Annotated in this window: 17 protein-coding genes; 12 read left to right on the top strand and 5 right to left on the bottom strand. The window is 63.8% G+C overall.

Features of this window, described 5'->3' with window-relative positions:
• Window positions 1-483 carry a 30S ribosomal protein S9 gene (gene rpsI, locus ACWTU9_RS09965; protein WP_454587240.1) on the top strand — a complete coding sequence of 161 codons (483 nt, stop codon included), beginning with the start codon at window positions 1-3 and terminating at the stop codon, window positions 481-483.
• A gap of 226 nt (window positions 484-709) precedes the next feature.
• Here rpsI and ACWTU9_RS09970 read toward each other — a convergent pair whose 3' ends face one another.
• Window positions 710-1,621, bottom strand: coding sequence for a LysR family transcriptional regulator (locus ACWTU9_RS09970; protein ID WP_455858134.1), 912 nt, complete (start codon window positions 1,619-1,621; stop codon window positions 710-712).
• 95 nt (window positions 1,622-1,716) lie between these two features.
• On the opposite strand from ACWTU9_RS09970, the gene ACWTU9_RS09975 reads away from it, so the two are divergent.
• Window positions 1,717-2,586, top strand: a complete 870-nt coding sequence (locus ACWTU9_RS09975) for an aldo/keto reductase family oxidoreductase (RefSeq protein WP_455858135.1) — start codon at window positions 1,717-1,719, stop codon at window positions 2,584-2,586.
• A gap of 199 nt (window positions 2,587-2,785) precedes the next feature.
• Here the strand turns inward: ACWTU9_RS09975 and ACWTU9_RS09980 are convergent, their stop codons facing one another.
• Window positions 2,786-3,844: a glycerophosphodiester phosphodiesterase family protein gene (locus ACWTU9_RS09980; RefSeq protein WP_455858136.1), complete on the bottom strand. Its 1,059-nt coding sequence runs from the start codon at window positions 3,842-3,844 to the stop codon at window positions 2,786-2,788.
• Window positions 3,845-4,089: 245 nt separating this feature from the next.
• Here ACWTU9_RS09980 and speB point away from each other — a divergent pair, with 245 nt between their 5' ends.
• Window positions 4,090-5,091: an agmatinase gene (speB, locus tag ACWTU9_RS09985; protein ID WP_455858137.1), complete on the top strand. Its 1,002-nt coding sequence runs from the start codon at window positions 4,090-4,092 to the stop codon at window positions 5,089-5,091.
• A 30-nt stretch (window positions 5,092-5,121) separates the two neighbouring features.
• The gene (gene argC / locus ACWTU9_RS09990; protein ID WP_455858138.1) at window positions 5,122-6,048 is read left to right on the top strand and encodes an N-acetyl-gamma-glutamyl-phosphate reductase; all 927 of its coding nucleotides are present in this window, start codon (window positions 5,122-5,124) and stop codon (window positions 6,046-6,048) included.
• Window positions 6,049-6,183: 135 nt separating this feature from the next.
• Here the strand turns inward: argC and ACWTU9_RS09995 are convergent, their stop codons facing one another.
• Window positions 6,184-7,275: a COX15/CtaA family protein gene (locus tag ACWTU9_RS09995; protein WP_455858139.1), complete on the bottom strand. Its 1,092-nt coding sequence runs from the start codon at window positions 7,273-7,275 to the stop codon at window positions 6,184-6,186.
• 153 nt (window positions 7,276-7,428) lie between these two features.
• On the opposite strand from ACWTU9_RS09995, the gene ACWTU9_RS10000 reads away from it, so the two are divergent.
• The gene (locus tag ACWTU9_RS10000; RefSeq protein WP_454576079.1) at window positions 7,429-7,644 is read left to right on the top strand and encodes a DUF2842 domain-containing protein; all 216 of its coding nucleotides are present in this window, start codon (window positions 7,429-7,431) and stop codon (window positions 7,642-7,644) included.
• Between the two features lie 62 nt (window positions 7,645-7,706).
• On the opposite strand, the gene ACWTU9_RS10005 is transcribed toward ACWTU9_RS10000, so the two are convergent.
• The gene (locus tag ACWTU9_RS10005; protein ID WP_455858140.1) at window positions 7,707-8,765 is read right to left on the bottom strand and encodes a polysaccharide deacetylase family protein; all 1,059 of its coding nucleotides are present in this window, start codon (window positions 8,763-8,765) and stop codon (window positions 7,707-7,709) included.
• Between the two features lie 92 nt (window positions 8,766-8,857).
• Here ACWTU9_RS10005 and ACWTU9_RS10010 point away from each other — a divergent pair, with 92 nt between their 5' ends.
• Window positions 8,858-10,087 (top strand): GNAT family N-acetyltransferase, encoded by a 1,230-nt coding sequence (locus tag ACWTU9_RS10010; RefSeq protein WP_455858141.1) that lies wholly within the window; start codon window positions 8,858-8,860, stop codon window positions 10,085-10,087.
• A 2-nt stretch (window positions 10,088-10,089) separates the two neighbouring features.
• Here the strand turns inward: ACWTU9_RS10010 and ACWTU9_RS10015 are convergent, their stop codons facing one another.
• On the bottom strand, window positions 10,090-10,800 hold the full coding sequence (locus tag ACWTU9_RS10015; protein WP_455858142.1) for a GntR family transcriptional regulator: 711 nt from the start codon (window positions 10,798-10,800) through the stop codon (window positions 10,090-10,092).
• A 263-nt stretch (window positions 10,801-11,063) separates the two neighbouring features.
• Here ACWTU9_RS10015 and ACWTU9_RS10020 point away from each other — a divergent pair, with 263 nt between their 5' ends.
• The 6 genes from ACWTU9_RS10020 to ACWTU9_RS10045 all read left to right on the top strand — a co-directional run bounded on the left by ACWTU9_RS10020 (window position 11,064) and on the right by ACWTU9_RS10045 (window position 16,909).
• A complete protein-coding gene (locus ACWTU9_RS10020) occupies window positions 11,064-12,149 on the top strand; it encodes an ABC transporter ATP-binding protein (protein ID WP_455858143.1) in 1,086 nt (361 codons plus the stop codon).
• Between the two features lie 60 nt (window positions 12,150-12,209).
• Complete coding sequence (locus ACWTU9_RS10025) at window positions 12,210-13,499, top strand: ABC transporter substrate-binding protein (protein ID WP_455858144.1); 1,290 nt, start codon at window positions 12,210-12,212, stop codon at window positions 13,497-13,499.
• Between the two features lie 89 nt (window positions 13,500-13,588).
• Window positions 13,589-14,500: an ABC transporter permease gene (locus ACWTU9_RS10030; protein WP_455858145.1), complete on the top strand. Its 912-nt coding sequence runs from the start codon at window positions 13,589-13,591 to the stop codon at window positions 14,498-14,500.
• A 1-nt stretch (window position 14,501) separates the two neighbouring features.
• Window positions 14,502-15,320, top strand: a complete 819-nt coding sequence (locus ACWTU9_RS10035) for an ABC transporter permease (protein WP_455858146.1) — start codon at window positions 14,502-14,504, stop codon at window positions 15,318-15,320.
• A gap of 2 nt (window positions 15,321-15,322) precedes the next feature.
• Complete coding sequence (locus ACWTU9_RS10040; RefSeq protein WP_455858278.1) at window positions 15,323-16,069, top strand: aspartate/glutamate racemase family protein; 747 nt, start codon at window positions 15,323-15,325, stop codon at window positions 16,067-16,069.
• Window positions 16,070-16,072: 3 nt separating this feature from the next.
• Window positions 16,073-16,909 carry a GNAT family N-acetyltransferase gene (locus ACWTU9_RS10045; protein WP_455858147.1) on the top strand — a complete coding sequence of 279 codons (837 nt, stop codon included), beginning with the start codon at window positions 16,073-16,075 and terminating at the stop codon, window positions 16,907-16,909.
• Window positions 16,910-17,044: the final 135 nt, after the last annotated feature.

Genomic DNA, 17,044 nt, shown 5'->3' on the forward strand with positions numbered 1-17,044 from the left:
ATGGCTGAGCTTTCCTCGCTCGCAGAACTGGGCGCCGCCACCGGCAACACCAACACGCAGGCCGCGGCCCCCGTCCATGTCCAGAAGCTCGACAAGTCGGGCCGCGCCTATGCCACCGGCAAGCGCAAGAACGCCATTGCGCGCGTCTGGGTGAAGCCGGGTTCCGGCAAGATCGTCGTCAATGACAAGGAATTCGCGACCTATTTCGCGCGTCCGGTCCTGCAGATGATCCTCAACCAGCCGATCATCGCCTCCAACCGTTCGGGCCAGTACGACATCGTCGCCACCGTCATCGGCGGCGGCCTGTCCGGCCAGGCGGGCGCGGTTCGTCACGGCATCTCCAAGGCGCTGACCTACTACGAGCCGGCACTGCGCGCCGTGCTCAAGAAGGGCGGCTTCCTGACCCGCGACAGCCGCGTCGTCGAGCGCAAGAAGTACGGCAAGGCGAAGGCCCGCCGTTCCTTCCAGTTCTCGAAGCGCTAAGCGCTACGGCATTTGGATTATCGAAAAGGCCGCCTTCGGGCGGCCTTTTTGTTTGAGGTCTCCCGCGCCTTCGGCGCGACCTCCCCATCGAGGGGAGGTAGGGGTCACAGCAGCTTCACCGTCGAACAATCCACTAAGCCAGGCAGTCCCATGGCGCGGCACCCTACCTCCCCTCGATGGGGAGGTCGGCGCGCAGCGCCGGGTGGGGTGACGGCGCCGAACGCAGTTATTGGCCGCGTCCGGCCGGCGTCTTGATGTAATCGATGAAGGCGCGCAACGGCGCCGGCACCAGACGCTGCCCGGGATAATAGAGAAACGGTCCCGGAAAACTTTGCCACCACGGCTTCAGTATGGGTTCCAGGACGCCGCTGTCGAAATGTGGGCGCACCCAATCTTCGAAGAGCCAAAGGATGCCTGCGCCGGCAATCGCGGCATGGATATTGAGATCGACGCCTCCACCGATGCCGACGATCAGCGGCCCCGAAGTATCGACCCGCACCACTTCGCCATCGCGCTCGAATTCCCAGGGCGTCATGGCCCCACTGGGGAAGCGGCCGCGCAGGCAGGCATGGCCAAGCAGTTCGCTGGGGTGTTGCGGCCGGCCATGACGATCGAGGTAGGCTGGCGCGGCAGAGGTGGTGAAGCGCTGGACGCGCGGTCCGATCGGCACCGCGATCATGTCCTGCTCCAGCCGTTCGTCGTAACGGATGCCGGCGTCGCAGCCGGCGGCAAGCAGATCGACAAAGCTCTCCTCCACGACCACCTCCAGCCGGATCGCCGGATAGGCGGCAAGGAAGCCCGGCACGATCTTGGGCAGCACCAGCCGTGACGCGCTGACGGGAACATTGAGCCGCAAAGTGCCGGCAGGCCGGTCGCGAAAACCGTTCACCACGTCCAGCGCTGCCTCGACTTCACCGAGCGCCGGGCCGAGCCGCGCCAGCAGGCCGCCACCGGCTTCGGTGAGCGCGACGCTGCGCGTGGTGCGGTTGAAGAGCCGCACACCCAGTTGGGTTTCCAGACGGCGAACGGCTTCGCTAAGCGCGGAGGCACTGCCTGCGGTCGATCGTGCGGCCTCGCGAAAGCCGCCGGCGCGCGCCACGGCGAGGAATGCCTGGAGATCGTTGAGGTCAGCCGCCATTGTTCGTAAATCCGCACAAGTTGTTTCGATTATATCCGGTTATCGAGACAGCGGCCATGCTCTATCTCCAACGCCGAGACACAAGGAGAAGCAGCATGTCCAATATCGGCAAATCCGGCACCTATAAGCTCGGCGACCGCAAGGTCCGTCGCCTCGGCTATGGCGCCATGCAACTTGCCGGGCCCCACGTGTTTGGCCCGCCCAAGGATCGCGACGCCGCGCTGGCGGTGCTGCGTGAGGCGGTGTCATCGGGCGTGGACCATATCGACACCTGCGACTATTACGGCCCGCACGTCACCAACCAGATTATTCGCGAAGCGCTCTCGCCTTATCCCGAAGATCTCGTCATCGTCACCAAGATCGGCGCCCGCCGCGGCAGCGATGCGTCCTGGCTGCCGGCTTCCTCGCCCGAGGAACTCACCCAGGCCGTGCACGACAACCTCAGGAATCTTGGACTTGAGGTGCTGGACGTCGTCAATCTGCGCATCATGTTCGGGATGGGGCCGACCGAGGGCTCGATCGAGGCGCAGCTGACTGCGCTTGCCGACCTGCAGCGCAAGGGACTGGTGCGCCTTATCGGCCTGAGCAACGTCACCCCTGCGCAGGTCGAGGAAGGGCGCCGGATCGCCGAGATCGTCTGCGTGCAGAACCAGTACAATCTGGCGCATCGGGACGACGATGCCCTGATCGACAATCTTGCCCGCGACGGCATCGCCTATGTGCCGTTCTTCCCGCTCGGCGGCTTCAACCCGTTGCAGTCGTCGACCTTGTCGGATGTCGCAGCGCGCCTTGGCGCCACGCCGACGCAGGTCGCGCTGGCCTGGTTGCTCAAGCGCGCGCCGAACATCCTGCTGATTCCGGGGACATCGTCGGTCGGGCATCTCAGAGAGAATTTGGCGGTGGCGGAGCTGGAGCTGCCGGCGGATGTGATGAGGGAACTCGATGGGGTTGCGGAGGCGGCTTAGCTAATCTCCCCCCTCGTGGGGGAGATGGCCGGCAGGCCAGAGGGGGGCGCGAAGGAACGCCAGCCTCTGCTCATGACCTCGCCGATAGTCAACTGCGCCTGCGCTCAATTAATTGAAAAGCCGGCGGAACAGCGCCCCCCTCAGCCCTGCCGGGCATCTCCCCCACAAGGGGGGAGATTGGCAGCGTCGGCCGCCGGCTCTAATTGATACTCGCCGTATTCGCCGGCTCGGCCGGCTTTGCCTCATCGGCATAAGGCACGCGAAACCCATTTGCCGCCAGCCAGTCAATCGCAACCTTCGGTTCGTCGGTCTGGATGATGGTGGCGCCGCGCTCGGCCCAGAAGCCCCAGGTCTCGGCCGGCAGGCTGGCCGCGACCGCCAGTTCGTCACCGCGGCCGCCGGAGAGGAAGCCGCCCGGCTTGTTGACGATGGCGTAGGTGTCGGCCCAGATGTGCCAGCCGCCGCGCACCGACACCGCCCGCATGCGGGTGCTGAACAGCGGTCCGCCCGTCTGCGTCAGCGTCTCAGCCCCTGCCCGCCAGTTGATCAGCTCGATCGCGCCGGGCGCAAAAGCCTTGCCGACCTTTTCGGCGAAGGCAGCGTCGTGCACCGCATCGTCGGCGATGATCGGCATGAACTGGAAGCCACCGCCGGCAGCATCGAGCGTCGCCTTGACGGTGTCGACCCGCTGCTGGTTCCACAGGTTTTCCTTGACGATCACCTGTTCGGCCATGCCGAGGTCGCGGGCGACAGCGATCATGCCGGGCAGCGCCTGGACATCGAGTTTGTTATCGAGGTTGATCAGGATCCGATCCCTGGTCGCCAGCAGCATTTCGCGCAGCGTCGACACGGCTTCATCGGTGACGACGCCGGTGCCTTCGACCACCAGCCTGCAGCGTTTGAGTTCGGCCAGCGTGTGGTCGACCACCTCGCCCTTGCAGTTCGTGGTGCGGTCAAGCCAGCTGTCATGCATGACGACGAATTCGCCATCCTTGGAGCGCCTGATGTCGACCTCGACGATTTCAGCCCCAACGGTAATCGCGCCTTCGACGGCGGCGAGCGAGTTTTCGGCATAGAGCGTCTTGCCGGCCTGCATGCTGCCGGCGCGATGCGCGGCAATCATGACGTGGTCGCACCACTGGTTGGCATGTTCGAAGCGGTCGAGGATCTGCCTGGCGCGGGTTTCGCCCGCCAATGCCTGGCCGGTGAAGGCCACAAGTGCTGTCGAGAGCAGAACGCTCAGCCATATGGTCCGCATCGAGAATCGCTCCTTGCAGGATCGACCCGGGGATAGGCGACGTCAGTGACAGGCCGGTGAACGAAGCCGGCTAGTGGATTGTCGCGCCGCTGCAACAAAGTCGTGCTGAAACCATGCCGGCAGCGCGCCGAAGCGGAATTGAGAAGGCAGTCTGTAGAACGCTACGGCGTTTCGCCACGCTGCGACTGGTATCTTGCGTGCCGGTTCTGTAGTTGTGGCAGCCCGATGAACAAAGAGGACCCATAATGGCGAACCAGACCATCGATAACGCCTTCACCGCCCGCTCCAAGACGGGGGCATCCTTCGAGCCGACCTATGCCGGCGCGCTGTCGTTCATGCGGCGCAAATACACCAAGGATGTAAAGGGCGCGGACGCGGTGGTATGGGGCATTCCCTTTGATGCCGCCGTCACCAACCGGCCGGGCGCGCGCTTTGGGCCGCAGGCGATCCGCCGCGCCTCGGCGATCCTCGACAACGACCCGCAATATCCATTCTCGCGCGACCTGTTCGAGCATCTGGCCGTTGTCGATTACGGCGATTGCCTGCTCGATTCGGGCAATCACCAGAAGACGCCAGGCACGATCGAGCGCGAGGCGGCGAAGATCCTGAAATCGGGCGCTTTCCTTTTGTCGCTCGGCGGCGACCATTTCGTCACCTGGCCGTTGCTCAAAGCGCATGCCGCCATCCACGGGCCGCTGGCGCTGGTGCAGTTCGACGCCCACCAGGACACCTGGCCGGATGACGGCAAGCGTATCGACCACGGCTCCTTCGTCGGCCGCGCCGTCAATGAAGGCATCATCGATCCCGACCGCTCGATCCAGATCGGCATCCGCACCCATGCGCCCGACACGTTCGGCATCAAGATCCTCTACGGCCACGAGATCGAGGAGATGCGGGCGTCAGACATCGCCTATGCCATTGTCGACCGCACCGGCGGCAGGAAGACCTATCTGACCTTCGACATCGATTGCCTCGATCCGGCCTTTGCGCCCGGCACCGGCACGCCGGTCGCCGGCGGACCGTCCTCGGCAAAAATCCTGTCAACGCTGCGCCAGCTCGGCCAGGTCGATATTGTCGGCGCCGATGTCGTCGAGGTTGCGCCGGCCTATGATCACGCCGATATAACGGCGATCGCCGGCTCGATGGTGGCCATGCACTATCTCGGTCTGGTGGCCGAACGAAAGGCGCGGGCCTTCGAGTTGACCAATGGCAATCATGGCGCGGCGAACCACGGCCAAGGCATATAGGTTTGAATTAGCAGGGAACTTTGCAGGAACATGAAACCGAAAATCTTCATCGATGGCGAACACGGTACCACCGGCCTGCAGATCAGGGCGCTGCTGGCCGAGCGCGGCGATCTCGAGATCATCTCGATCCCGACCGAGCGCCGCAAGGAAACGGCGGCGCGCGCCGAATTCCTCAATGCCGCCGATGTCGCGATCCTGTGCCTGCCCGATGCCGCCGCCAAGGAAAGCGTGTCGCTGATTGCCAACGACACCACCAAGGTGATCGACGCCTCGACGGCGCATCGCGTCGCCGAGGGCTGGGAATACGGCTTCGCTGAACTGGACAAGGTACAGGCCAGGACCATTGCCAACGCCAGGCGCGTCGCCAATCCCGGCTGCTGGCCGCAAGGACCGATCGCGACGCTGCGGCCGCTGGTGACGGCAGGCCTGCTGCCGCCGGATTTCCCTGTCACGGTCAACGGCATTTCGGGCTATTCGGGCGGCGGTCGGCCGATGATCGAGGAGTATGTCGCCCAGGGCGAGGATGCCTCAGAATTCCTGCCCTATGGGCTGACCCTGCAGCACAAGCACGTGCCGGAGCTCAGGACCTACGCAAAGCTGTCGCACGATCCGATCATGCAGCCGGCGGTCGGCAATTTCGCCCAAGGCATGATCACGGTGGTGCCGCTGCAGCTCGGCGGTCTCGACCATGTGCCGACGGGTGCTGAACTGCACGCTGCGATCGCCGACCATTTTGCCGCCATCCAAGGCGGCGTGGTCGAGGTGGCGCCCTACGCGCATATGGAGCGCATGCCGGAGATCAATCCGGAGGTCTATAACGGCACCAACCGCATGAAGGTGTATGTCTTTGCCAATGACGACAGGGCACAGGCGCTGCTGATTGCCGTCTATGACAATCTCGGCAAGGGCGCCTCGGGCGCGGCCGTGCAGAACATGGACCTGATGCTCGGCCTTTAACCAAAGCGCTGGAAGGTCAGCGCGCCTGAACTCATTGCCTAGACGTTTTCGAGCCGCATCTGGAAGGTGCGGCGAGAATGCGGTCGACAAGAACCCACGAGCTGTCGGTCGCCGAGGCGATCCGGAAGGTGAGGTTCAGCTTCTGACTTCTATCTCGTGCGGCAGCGGATAGGCGCCCTTGGTGCCGCGCCAGTGCGCGGCGGCAAAACCCAGCAGGACAAGCGCGACAGCCTGATGAGTCAGCGCCATGTGCAGCGGCACCTGCATCAACAGCGTGCCGATGCCGATCGAGGCTTGAACCAGCACCAGCAGAAACAGCAGCATCGCGCGCCTTGCATGGGTCGTTCCCGGCTGGCGCGCCCGTGTCGCGATCATATGCCAGAGCGCGACGGCGAAGACCGTGTAGGCGCCAAGCCGGTGGACGAACTGCACCGTCTTCGGGTTCTCGAAGAAATTGCGCCAGGCCGGTTCGAGCAGCAGCAGGTCGCTGGGGATCACCTTGCCGTCCATCAGCGGCCAGGTGTTGTAGCTCAGCCCGGCGTCGAGCCCGGCGACCAGGCCGCCGAGATAGATCTGGACCAGCGCCAGCAGCACGATGAAGCCGGCGAGCCGCTGCGTCGACCGGTCGGCGGCGGGTTCGGAATGCGGTGCCAGGCCGCGCGCCACCACCATGGTGGCGGTGAAGATCAGCGCCGCCAGCGTCAGATGCGTGGCCAGCCTGTACTGGCTGACCGAGACGCGGTCGACAAGGCCGGAGGCCACCATCCACCAGCCGATGGCGCCTTGCAGACCACCGAGCAGCAGAATGCCGAGCAGTTTTGGCCCAAGGCCGCGTTCGATGCGGCGCGTCGCCCAGAAAACCAGCAGCGGCAGGCCAAAGACGAGGCCGACGCTGCGTGCGAGAATGCGATGTGCCCATTCCCACCAGAAGATCGACTTGAAGGCGTCGAGGCTCATGCCCTTGTTCAGCTCGGCATATTGCGGGATCTTCTGATAGAGTTGGAATTCCTCCTGCCACTCGGCGTCGTTGAGCGGCGGTATCACGCCGTGGATCGGCTTCCATTCGGTGATCGAAAGGCCGGAATTGGTGAGCCTGGTGGCGCCGCCAAAGAGCACCAGCGCAAACAACACCAAGATCACGACATAGAGCCAGCCGCGCACCAGCGCCCGGTTGTTGAGGTCGCGGTCGCGGGCCGTGTAAGGCGCGGCAGCTGATATGGCAGCCATGGGCTACGTCCCGGCAGGTTGATGTGACGGAGTGGTGAACCATCGCAACCCGGCTGACAAGACCAGACGGCGCGGCACGCCGTCGCGCCGCAACTGGCGGGTTGCGCGGGCGCCTGCTTGGGCCTAAGCGAAAGCGGTCAACGAGAACGCCTCATGCCCATCCGCCTGAAAAAGCTGATCGGAACCTTCCTGCTGGTCGCGCTGGTCATCATCTATGCGCTGGTCGCGTCGATCATAGCGGTGGCGCAGCTGTCAGAGTCTGGCCCGCTGGTGCACTTCCTGTTCTTCCTGTTCAGCGGCCTGTTCTGGGTGCTGCCGGCAATGGGCATCATCAAATGGCTGATCCTGGAGCCGCCGGTGAAGCGCTGAGGCAACCGTTTGCAGGTCGGCCTCACCTGAATATCGGCAAAGCCTAGATCGTCACCACCATCTCAGATGGTCACCACCATCTTGCCGGCATTGGCCAGCGGCGTCGTCACGCCCGACAGCATGGTGCGGATATGGGCGACGCTCTGGTAGCGGCCATTGACCGAAATGCGCGGCAGCGCGTGCAGGAAGCCGGCATGCTCGGCATGCAGCACGCCATGTCGGGTGGTCACCGCCGAGGCGTAGCCGGCGTCGCGGGCGAAGCCCACTTCGCGGCAGCCGACAGCGCTGGCATAGCCATAGGGATAAGCGAGATGGCGCGGCTCTTCGCCAAGCTGCGCCTGCAGCTGGCGCCTGACGTCGCCGATCTCGTGGCGCGCATCGGCTTCATCCAACCGCTTCAGATTGCGATGGTTGACCGTATGCGCGCCGATGGTCACCAGCCTGTGCCCGGCCATGGCGCGTATGTCGTCCCAGGTCATCAGCGTGCTTGAGCGCAGGCCATCGAGTTCGACGCCATTCGAGCGCGCGAGGTTGCGCAGCACGGCGCGCTGATCCTCCTCGCGCACCTCAAGCGTCAGGTAAGCGTGCAAGCGCGCATTGGCCTGGAGCTTCTTGCCGTGGGTCGAGCAGTCGATCGAAACCGGCCCCTTCGGCGTCGCCAGCGTCAGCCGGTCGCGCGCGTTGACGATATCCTCGACGACGTCCCACCACAGGTCGGCGCTGCCGTCGATCAAGCCCGGCGCGACATAGATGGTGATCGGCGCGTCGTGCTTTTCCAGCACCGGCAGCGCTTCGGTCATGTTGTCGCGATAGGCGTCGTCGGCGGTGATGGTGGCGAACTGGCCATCCTTGCCGCCGGCCTTGATGCGCTCGATCGCCTCGTCCAGCGTGACGAAGGCATAGCCCTTCGCCTTCATGTCGCCGACCAAGGCGTCGAGGAATCGCGGGGCAATGTTGAGGTGGCGGTTGACACCGTCGGGCTTCTCCGGCGTGGCGGTGACCCGGTGCAGCATAAGGATGGCGCCGATGCCGCCGACGAACGGTTTGGCCAGCGGTGCAAGGCCGGTAAAGCGGGCGATGTTAAGCGCCAGTTTCCGAACTGCCTCACCGCCGTCGATCATTCATTCACCTTTTGCGCCTAGGCTCAATCCAAGCACGGAACGCGCCGACGCGAACTCCCTGATCGCGACGAATACGCCTTAAGGATTGAGGTATGGTTGACGCCACCGCGTCATTTGACGGCAATCGGCTCGCCGCAAGCAAGGCGTCTGCGCGCGCGACGGCTTCTGACCAGACCAGCCTGTCGGTGTCGATCGCCGACGCCGCGGCGCTGGCCGCCTACGCCGACTTCTGCCGTTCGGCGCTGTTCGCGCCGGCGCAGAGCGCTGCCTGGGCCTGTGCATGGACAGCGCAAGCCAATCCCGACGCCATCGTCGCAACGCTGAAAATCAAGGACAGGCCGGTCTTCTCGCTGGCACTAGAAATCACGCCATCCGGTCCATTCCGCGTCGCCCGCTTCATGGGTGGGCGCCATGCCAACGGCAATTTCGCCGCCGCTGATAAAGCATGGCTGGCAAAGGCCGATGCCTCGGCCGTCCGCACCCTTTTGATGGCAATCGCCAAGGCGCGTCCCGATATCGACCTTGTTGCGCTGGAAAGGCTGCTGCCCGACCTCGACGGGATTCCCAATCCGCTGGCGGCACTCGCTCATTTTCCGAGCCCCAATCTCTCGCTCGCCGTCAACCTCGATGGCGGTTTCGATGCGCTCCTGTCGCGCGCGAGCGGCAAGCGCAAGCGCAAGAAGCACCGTTCGCAGACGCGCAAGTTCGAGGCCGTCGGCAGTCATCGCCGCATCGAAGCGCGGACACCGGAAGAGGTGAACAGGCTGCTCGACGCCTTCTTCGAGATGAAGGAGTTCCGCTTCGCCAAGATGGGCATCGCCAATGTCTTCGGCGAGCCGGAGGTGCGTGCCTTCTTCCGCACTCTGTTCGCCGGCGCGCTGGGCGAGGAAAAACCGGCCTTCGTGCTGCATGGGCTTGAGGTCGCCGGCAAGCTGCGCGCCATCACCGGCTCGAGCCGTTCGGGCAAACGGCTGATCTGCGAATTCGGCGCCATCGCCGAGGATGATCTCGGCCACAGCAGCCCCGGCGACTTCCTGTTCTTCGACAACATCCAGGAAGCCTGCGATAGAGGTTTCGAAGTCTATGACTTCTCGGTCGGCGACGAACCCTACAAGCGGCTCTGGTGCGATATCGAGACCCAGCATTTCGAGGTGCTGGTTCCCCTAACACTGCAGGGCCGCGCCCTCGCGGTGGCACTGCGACAGGGGGCGCGGGCCAAAGCCTACATCAAGAACAACCCGACGGTCTGGAAGCTGACCAAGTTGCTGCGCCGCAAGGCTGCTGGACAGGCAGTGCCCGCCGCTGCCGACGACGAAAACTAGCGTCAAAAATTGAGAGCTTCGCGGAGCGCTGGACCGGCTCTGACTCGCAGGTCGAGATCCGCTTCTATGTGGTCGATATGGTGCAGCATCAGTCGGCTCACCAATCCGCAATCGCCGCTCTCCAGCGCGCCGACAATTTCCGTGTGCTCGCTGTGCCCACAGGCCGAAACGCCAGACCGTCCGTAAAGGGCGATGACCAGCGACGAACGCGCCACCAGTTCCTCCATGAAACGCTGCAGGATGGTATTGCCAGCGACGGAGGCGAGCAGCAGGTGGAAATCGCCCGATGCCTTGATTTCCGAGCGCCGAGCGGTCGGGCCGCGTTCGGCGATGAAGCGACCTTCCTCATCGAGTTGTGCCCTGAACGCAGCGAGGTTGGCCGCGGTTACGCGCCCGCAAGCAGCGATCGCGATGCCCGGCTCGATCAGCCGACGCGAGGCGAACACCTGGCGCGCTTCCTCCGGCGAAGGGTTGGCGACGAAGGCGCCGCGATTACGCTCGGTGCGCACCAGCCCTTCGAACGACAGCATTTGCAGGGCCGCCCGCGCCACGGTGCGTGACACCTCAAACAATGTGCCGACCTCGCCTTCCGACAATTTGGTGCCCGGCGTCAGCCGCCGGTCGACAATGGCGTCGCGCAGGTTGTCGCGGATCGCCTGGGCGCGATCCTGATTGGCGCTGTCGGCGGCATGGATATGATCGGCAATGTTCATGATGGCCCGTGTTCCCGCTTCCTTCTAACCCGACTCCCGCTCCGCGCACGAGAGCAAAAGTGAATACGAAGCCAAAAAGGATTGCATACGATTTTTGTGCATTTCGCGCACAATAGCCCATAATTTGTGCAACGCACAAGCATGCCATTTCGAGCGGCACCGCCTCCGATTCCAGATTTTTCCGACAATTCAAGTGCTTGGCCCCGCGGCCGGAGATTGGCACGCATGATGCTTGGCTAATGCGAGCCAACCGGGGAAGCCTGATGTCCAAAGCCGCCGAAATCGACATCGTGTCCGTTTCGAAAGTCTATGGAACAACGACCGCCGTCGAAGACGTCAGCCTGAAGATACCGGCAGGCACCTATTGCTGCCTGCTCGGGCCCTCCGGCTGCGGCAAGACCTCGACACTGCGCATGATAGCCGGGCACGAAAGCATCTCGTCGGGGGATGTGCGGCTCGGCAACACCGTCGTCACCGACCTGCCGCCGGCCAAGCGCGGCACCGCGATGATGTTCCAGTCCTACGCCTTGTTCCCGCATCTCGACCTCATCGACAATGTCGCCTTCAGCCTGAAGATGAAGGGCATCGACAAGGAACAGCGCCGCGCCAAGGCCCTCGACATGCTCAAGCTGATGCAGATGGAGGCCTATGCGACGCGCAAGCCGGCGCAGCTTTCCGGCGGCCAGCAGCAGCGCGTCGCGCTGGCGCGCGCGCTGATCACCGACCCCGAGGCGCTTCTGCTCGACGAGCCGTTGTCGGCGCTCGATCCGTTCCTGAAGATCCGCATGCGCGCCGAGCTGAAGAAACTGCAGACCTCGCTAGGCATCACATTCGTCCACGTCACCCACAGTCAGGAGGAGGCCATGGCCCTGGCCGACCTGATCGTGGTTATGAACGATGGCCGCATCGAACAGGCGGCGCCTCCGCGTGACGTGTTCGAGCGGCCGGCCACGGCCTTTGTCGCCCGCTTCATGGGCGACCATAACGTCATCTCGGGCCGCGTCACCGGCGCACGCGACGGCATGGTGGTCTTCGACGTCAATGGCGGCGGCTCCCTTGCCGCAAGCGGCCAGGGCCAGGATGCGGGCGCACCTATCGACATCGCCATCCGCACCGACCATGTGCGCATCGGTGAAGCGCCCTCACCCGGCCTCGGCTTCACTGGCATCGTCTCAAACATCGAGTATCGCGGCCATTCCGTAAAGCTGTCGGTCAACGGCGCCGGCATCGACGACTTCACGGTGATCGTCGACGATTCTGATTTCTTCGCAAAGCCGGTCGCCGTCGGCGATGCCGTGCCGCTCGCCTGGGACCGGCAGGACGCGGTCGTTCTTGGCCGTCTCAATTGATGACCGCCTTCATTCAACACTCAGTGACGCACCAAACCAAAACAAGACAGGGGAATGAACATGACAAAGACAACTGAAACAAAAACGGGAATTTCGCGCCGCTCGCTGCTCAAGACGGGTGCTGCCGCCGTCGGCTTCGCCGCCGGTTCCGGCGCCATCACCGGCTTCCCGACCATCTGGGCGCAGTCCAACATCACGCTGCGCCAGTTCGGCACCGGCGTGTCGAACCTGAATGCCATTGCCGACAAGTGCAAGGCCGACCTCGGCATCACGCTGGAAATGACGGCGACTGATTCCGATGCCGCAGCTCAGCGCGCGGTGACCCAGCCCGACAGCTACGACATTGCCGACATCGAATACTGGATCTGCAAGAAGGTGTTCCCGAGCGGCGTGCTTCAGCCGATGGATGTCAGCAAGTTGAAATATTACGACGAGCTGGTGCCGCTGTTCAAAACCGGCAAGCTCACTCCGGATAGCGTCATCGCCCAGGGCACCGCCCCGCACACCGTCGGCTATGTCGAGGCACAGGATTCAAAGACCTTCGCCAAGGCGCCGACCAACTGGTTCACTATGGTGCCGACCATCTACAACGCCGATACGCTGGGCATCCGGCCCGACCTCGTCGGCCGCGACATCACCACCTGGGCCGACATCATGGACCCGGCCTTCAAGGGCAAGACCGCGATTCTCAACATCCCATCCATCGGCATCATGGATGCGGCCATGATCATGGAGGCCACCGGCAACATCAAATATGCCGACAAGGGCAACATGACCAAGGATGAAATCGACAAGACCATCGACTTCCTGATCAAAGCCAAGCAGGCCGGCCAGTTCCGTGCCTTCTGGAAGTCATTCGACGAGAGTGTCAACCTGATGGCATCGGGCGAAGTGGTCATCCAGTCCATGTGGTCACCGGCGGTCGCTGCCGTGCGCTCCAAGGGCATCGCCTGCCGCTTCCAGCCGCTCAAGGAAGGCTACCGCTCATGGGGCGGCGGCCTTGGCCTTGCCGCGCATCTCAAGGGCGCCGAGCTCGACGCGGCCTACGAATACATCAACTGGTACACGTCGGGCTGGGTCGGCGGCTATCTCAATCGCCAGGGCTACTACTCGGCCAATATGGTCTCGGCCAAGAAGTTCATGTCCGAGGACGAATGGGGCTACTGGATCGAAGGCAAGCCCGCCAAGGGCGAGATCAAGGCACCGGATGGCACCGTCATGGAAAAGGCCGGCGCCGTGCGCGACGGCGGCTCGTTCGAAGAGCGTATGGGCAAGGTCGCCTGCTGGAACTCGGTCATGGACGAGGACCGCTACATGGTGAAGCGCTGGAACGAGTTTATCGCGGCGTAAGGGAACAAGCAGCGTCCCTCCTCTACCCCTTCTCCCTCCCGGGAGAAGGGAACGCGGTTCAGGCCGCACCGCCAAACCCGAGAGCATGGATGACAGTCGCGCTCGAACGCCCCGCCATCGCCGCCGCCAGTCCCAGCAAGCGCCGCCGCTTCTCGCTCGGTGCCGTCGCGCCCTATTTGCAGTCAGCGCCGCTGGCACTCATCCTCGGTGCGTTCCTGCTGCTGCCTATCATCATGATCGCCGTCGTGTCCTTCTGGGATTACGACTTCGCCGCCATGTATCCGGATCTCCTGACGACGAACTATTCCGACGTGCTTGGCTCCTGGGTGACGTGGAAAACCTATCTCAACACCATCAAGTTCGCTGCCATCGTCTGGGCGCTGACCTTGTTCATAGGCTTCTGGGTCGCCTATTTCCTTGCCTTCCACATCCGCACCACGGCCATGCAAATGGTGCTGTTCCTGGTCTGCACGGTGCCGTTCCTGACCTCCAACATCATCCGCATGATCTCGTGGATCCCGGTGCTTGGCCGCAACGGGCTGATCAATTCGACGCTGGTGCACATGGGGCTGGTGCCGAAGCCGATCGAGTGGCTGCTCTATTCCGAATTCGCGGTGGTGCTGGCCATGGTGCATCTCTACACGCTCTTCATGGTGACGCCGATCTTCAATACGTTGATGCGCATCGACCGCTCGCTGTTCGAGGCGGCGCGCGATGCCGGCGCGTCCGGCTGGCAGGTGCTGTGGAACGTCGTCATCCCGCTGGCCAAGCCCGGCATGGCGATCGGCACGATCTTCGTCGTCACGCTGGTGATGGCCGATTTCTCCACCGTGCAGGTGATGTCGGGCGGCCAGAGCGCATCGGTCGCACTGATGATGAAGAACCAGATGTCGCTGCTGCAGTATCCCGCAGCCGCCGCCAACGCGGTCGTGCTCCTGGTGCTGGTGCTGTTGATGGTCGCCGGCGTCCTGCGCATCGTCGACATCCGCAAGGAGCTTTGAGGTGAGCCACGAAAAACGCACCCTCGAATTCTATGCGCTTGCCGCCTTCTTCGCTCTGTTCGTCCTGTTCCTCTATGGCCCGCTATCGGCGATCCTGATCCTTTCTTTCCAAGGCGAGACCGGCGGCCTCACCTTCCCGCTCAATGGCGTGTCGCTGCACTGGTTCGCCAATCTGTTCGAGCGCCAGGCGGTCGGCGATTTCGGCGGCAGCTTCAAGCGCTCGCTGGTGCTCGGCCTGATGGTGATGATCGTCACCGTCGTCGTGTCGCTGCTGGCAGGGCTCGCTTTCCGGCAAAAATTTCGTGGCGCCACCGCGCTGTTCTACCTGGCGGTCGCCAGCCTCGTCGTACCCTCGATCATCATTTCATTGGGCATCGGCGTCGTCTTCCAGCAGGTCGGCTTCCGCCCGGCCTGGTACACGTCAGCCTTCGGCGCGCACCTCACCTGGACCTTGCCCTTCGGCGTGCTCATCATGTTCGCCGTCTTCAACCGCTTCTCGCCGGCCTATGAGGAAGCCGCGCGTGACCTGGGCGCCAACTCCTGGCAGACCTTCGCCCATGTCGTGCTGCCAATGATCGCGCCGAGCCTGATTGGCGTCGGCCTGTTCGGCTTCACGCTGTCCTATGACGAGTTCGCCCGCACGCTGATGACGTCGGGCACCTTCAACACGCTACCGCTCGAGATCTACGGCATGACCACCAATGTCACGACGCCGGTGCTCTACGCACTGGGCACGGTGACCACCGTGTTCTCCTTCCTGGTGATCCTGGCCACACTGGGAGCCATCGTTTATGTCGGCCGCAGGCGGGCCAGGGCTTGATTGTGCAGATACTGGTGGTGAACCCCAACACGACGGCGAGCATGACCGAGACGATCGCGGCGGCCGCGCGCGGCGTAGCCGGCGCCTGGACAGAGGTGATCGCGGTCACCTCCTCAATGGGTCCGGCCTCGATCGAGGGCTACTATGACGAAGCATTGGCCGTGCCCGGCCTTTTGCTGGAGATCGCCGCCGGCGAACGTGCCGGGGCGCAGGCCGCCATCATCGCCTGCTTCGACGATACCGGCCTGGACGCCGCACGCGCCATGGCCTCCATTCCGGTCATCGGCATCTGTGAGGCCGCACTCAGCGTCGCCTCGTACATTGCCCAGCGCTTCACAGTCGTAACGACGACCGAACGCTCGCGCGTCCCTGTCGAGGGGCTGGTGCAGCGCTACGGCATGGCCGGGCGCGCCCGCGTGCGCGCCGCCGACATTGCGGTCCTTGCCCTTGAGGATCCGGCGTCGGGCGCCGTCGAGAAACTGCGCGGCGAGATTGCCCGTGCCATCGAGGAGGACCGTGCGGAGGCCATCGTGCTGGGCTGCGCCGGCATGGCCGACCTCGCCCACCAGTTGCAGGAGGAGTTCAACCTGCCGGTCATCGACGGCGTCGGCGCGGCGGTCAAGCAGGCCGAGGCGCTGATCGCATTGGGGCTGTCAACCTCAAAGCGCGGTGCCTATGCAAGCCCGCTGGCCAAGTCCTATCGCGGCATGCTGAAATCCTTCTCGCCCGGGACTATCGCCGCAGAGTGAGCCATGAAGCCGACCATCCGTGCGCTGTCACGACAAGAACTGGCCGTTCTCATCGACTGGGCGGCAGCTGAAGGGTGGAACCCTGGCCTTGACGATGCCGCCGCATTTCAGCCGACCGACCCTGAAGGCTTCATCGGCGCCTTTGTCGGCAACGAGATGATCGCCGCCATCTCGGCTGTCGCCTACGGCGGCAATTTCGGTTTCATCGGTCTCTACATCTGCCGACCAGACATGCGCGGCCAAGGCCACGGCAAAGCGGTCTGGAGCGCCGGCATGGCTAGGCTGGCCGGCCGAACAGTCGGGCTCGACGGCGTCGCGGCGCAGTTGGCCAACTACCGGCGTAGGGGATTCAGGCCAGCTTACGAAACCATCCGCTTCAGCGGCCGTACCGCGACCCCGCCCGTCCGAAGCGAAGGGGTGCGAATGATAACCACGCAGCTCTTGCCCGACATCATCGCCTATGACGCCCGCTGTTTTCCCGCACCTCGGCGAGCCTTCCTACACCGTTGGGCGCAACCACCGCATCGCGGGTTCGCCGCGATCAGTTCACTCGGCACCACAGGTTACGCCGTGGCTCGTCCCTGCCGTTCGGGTTACAAGATCGGCCCGCTGTTTGCCGACGATACCGAGACCGCGATGCAACTCCTGCACGGCCTGGCTGGTGCCTGCGAAGGCGGCGATCTGCATATCGACGTTCCCGCCGACAATATCGATTTCACTACGGCGCTTGCAGCGATTGGTTTTAGGCCGACCTTCACCACCACCCGCATGTACAAAGGCCCGCCTCCGAAGGTCCACCCGCGCCGAATATTTGGTGTGACGACCCTGGAGTTGGGGTAGATCGGCGCAGCCTGACAGACTTGGCCAGGCGTTTGCGTTTCTTCAAGACGTGCGGCTGAGAGCTCGGTTTTGTGAACCGACACGCGATGGTCGATCGACTCTGCAAGAAACTGGTGGGCGCCGCCTAAGTAGAAG

The organism is Mesorhizobium sp. 128a (assembly GCF_053848025.1).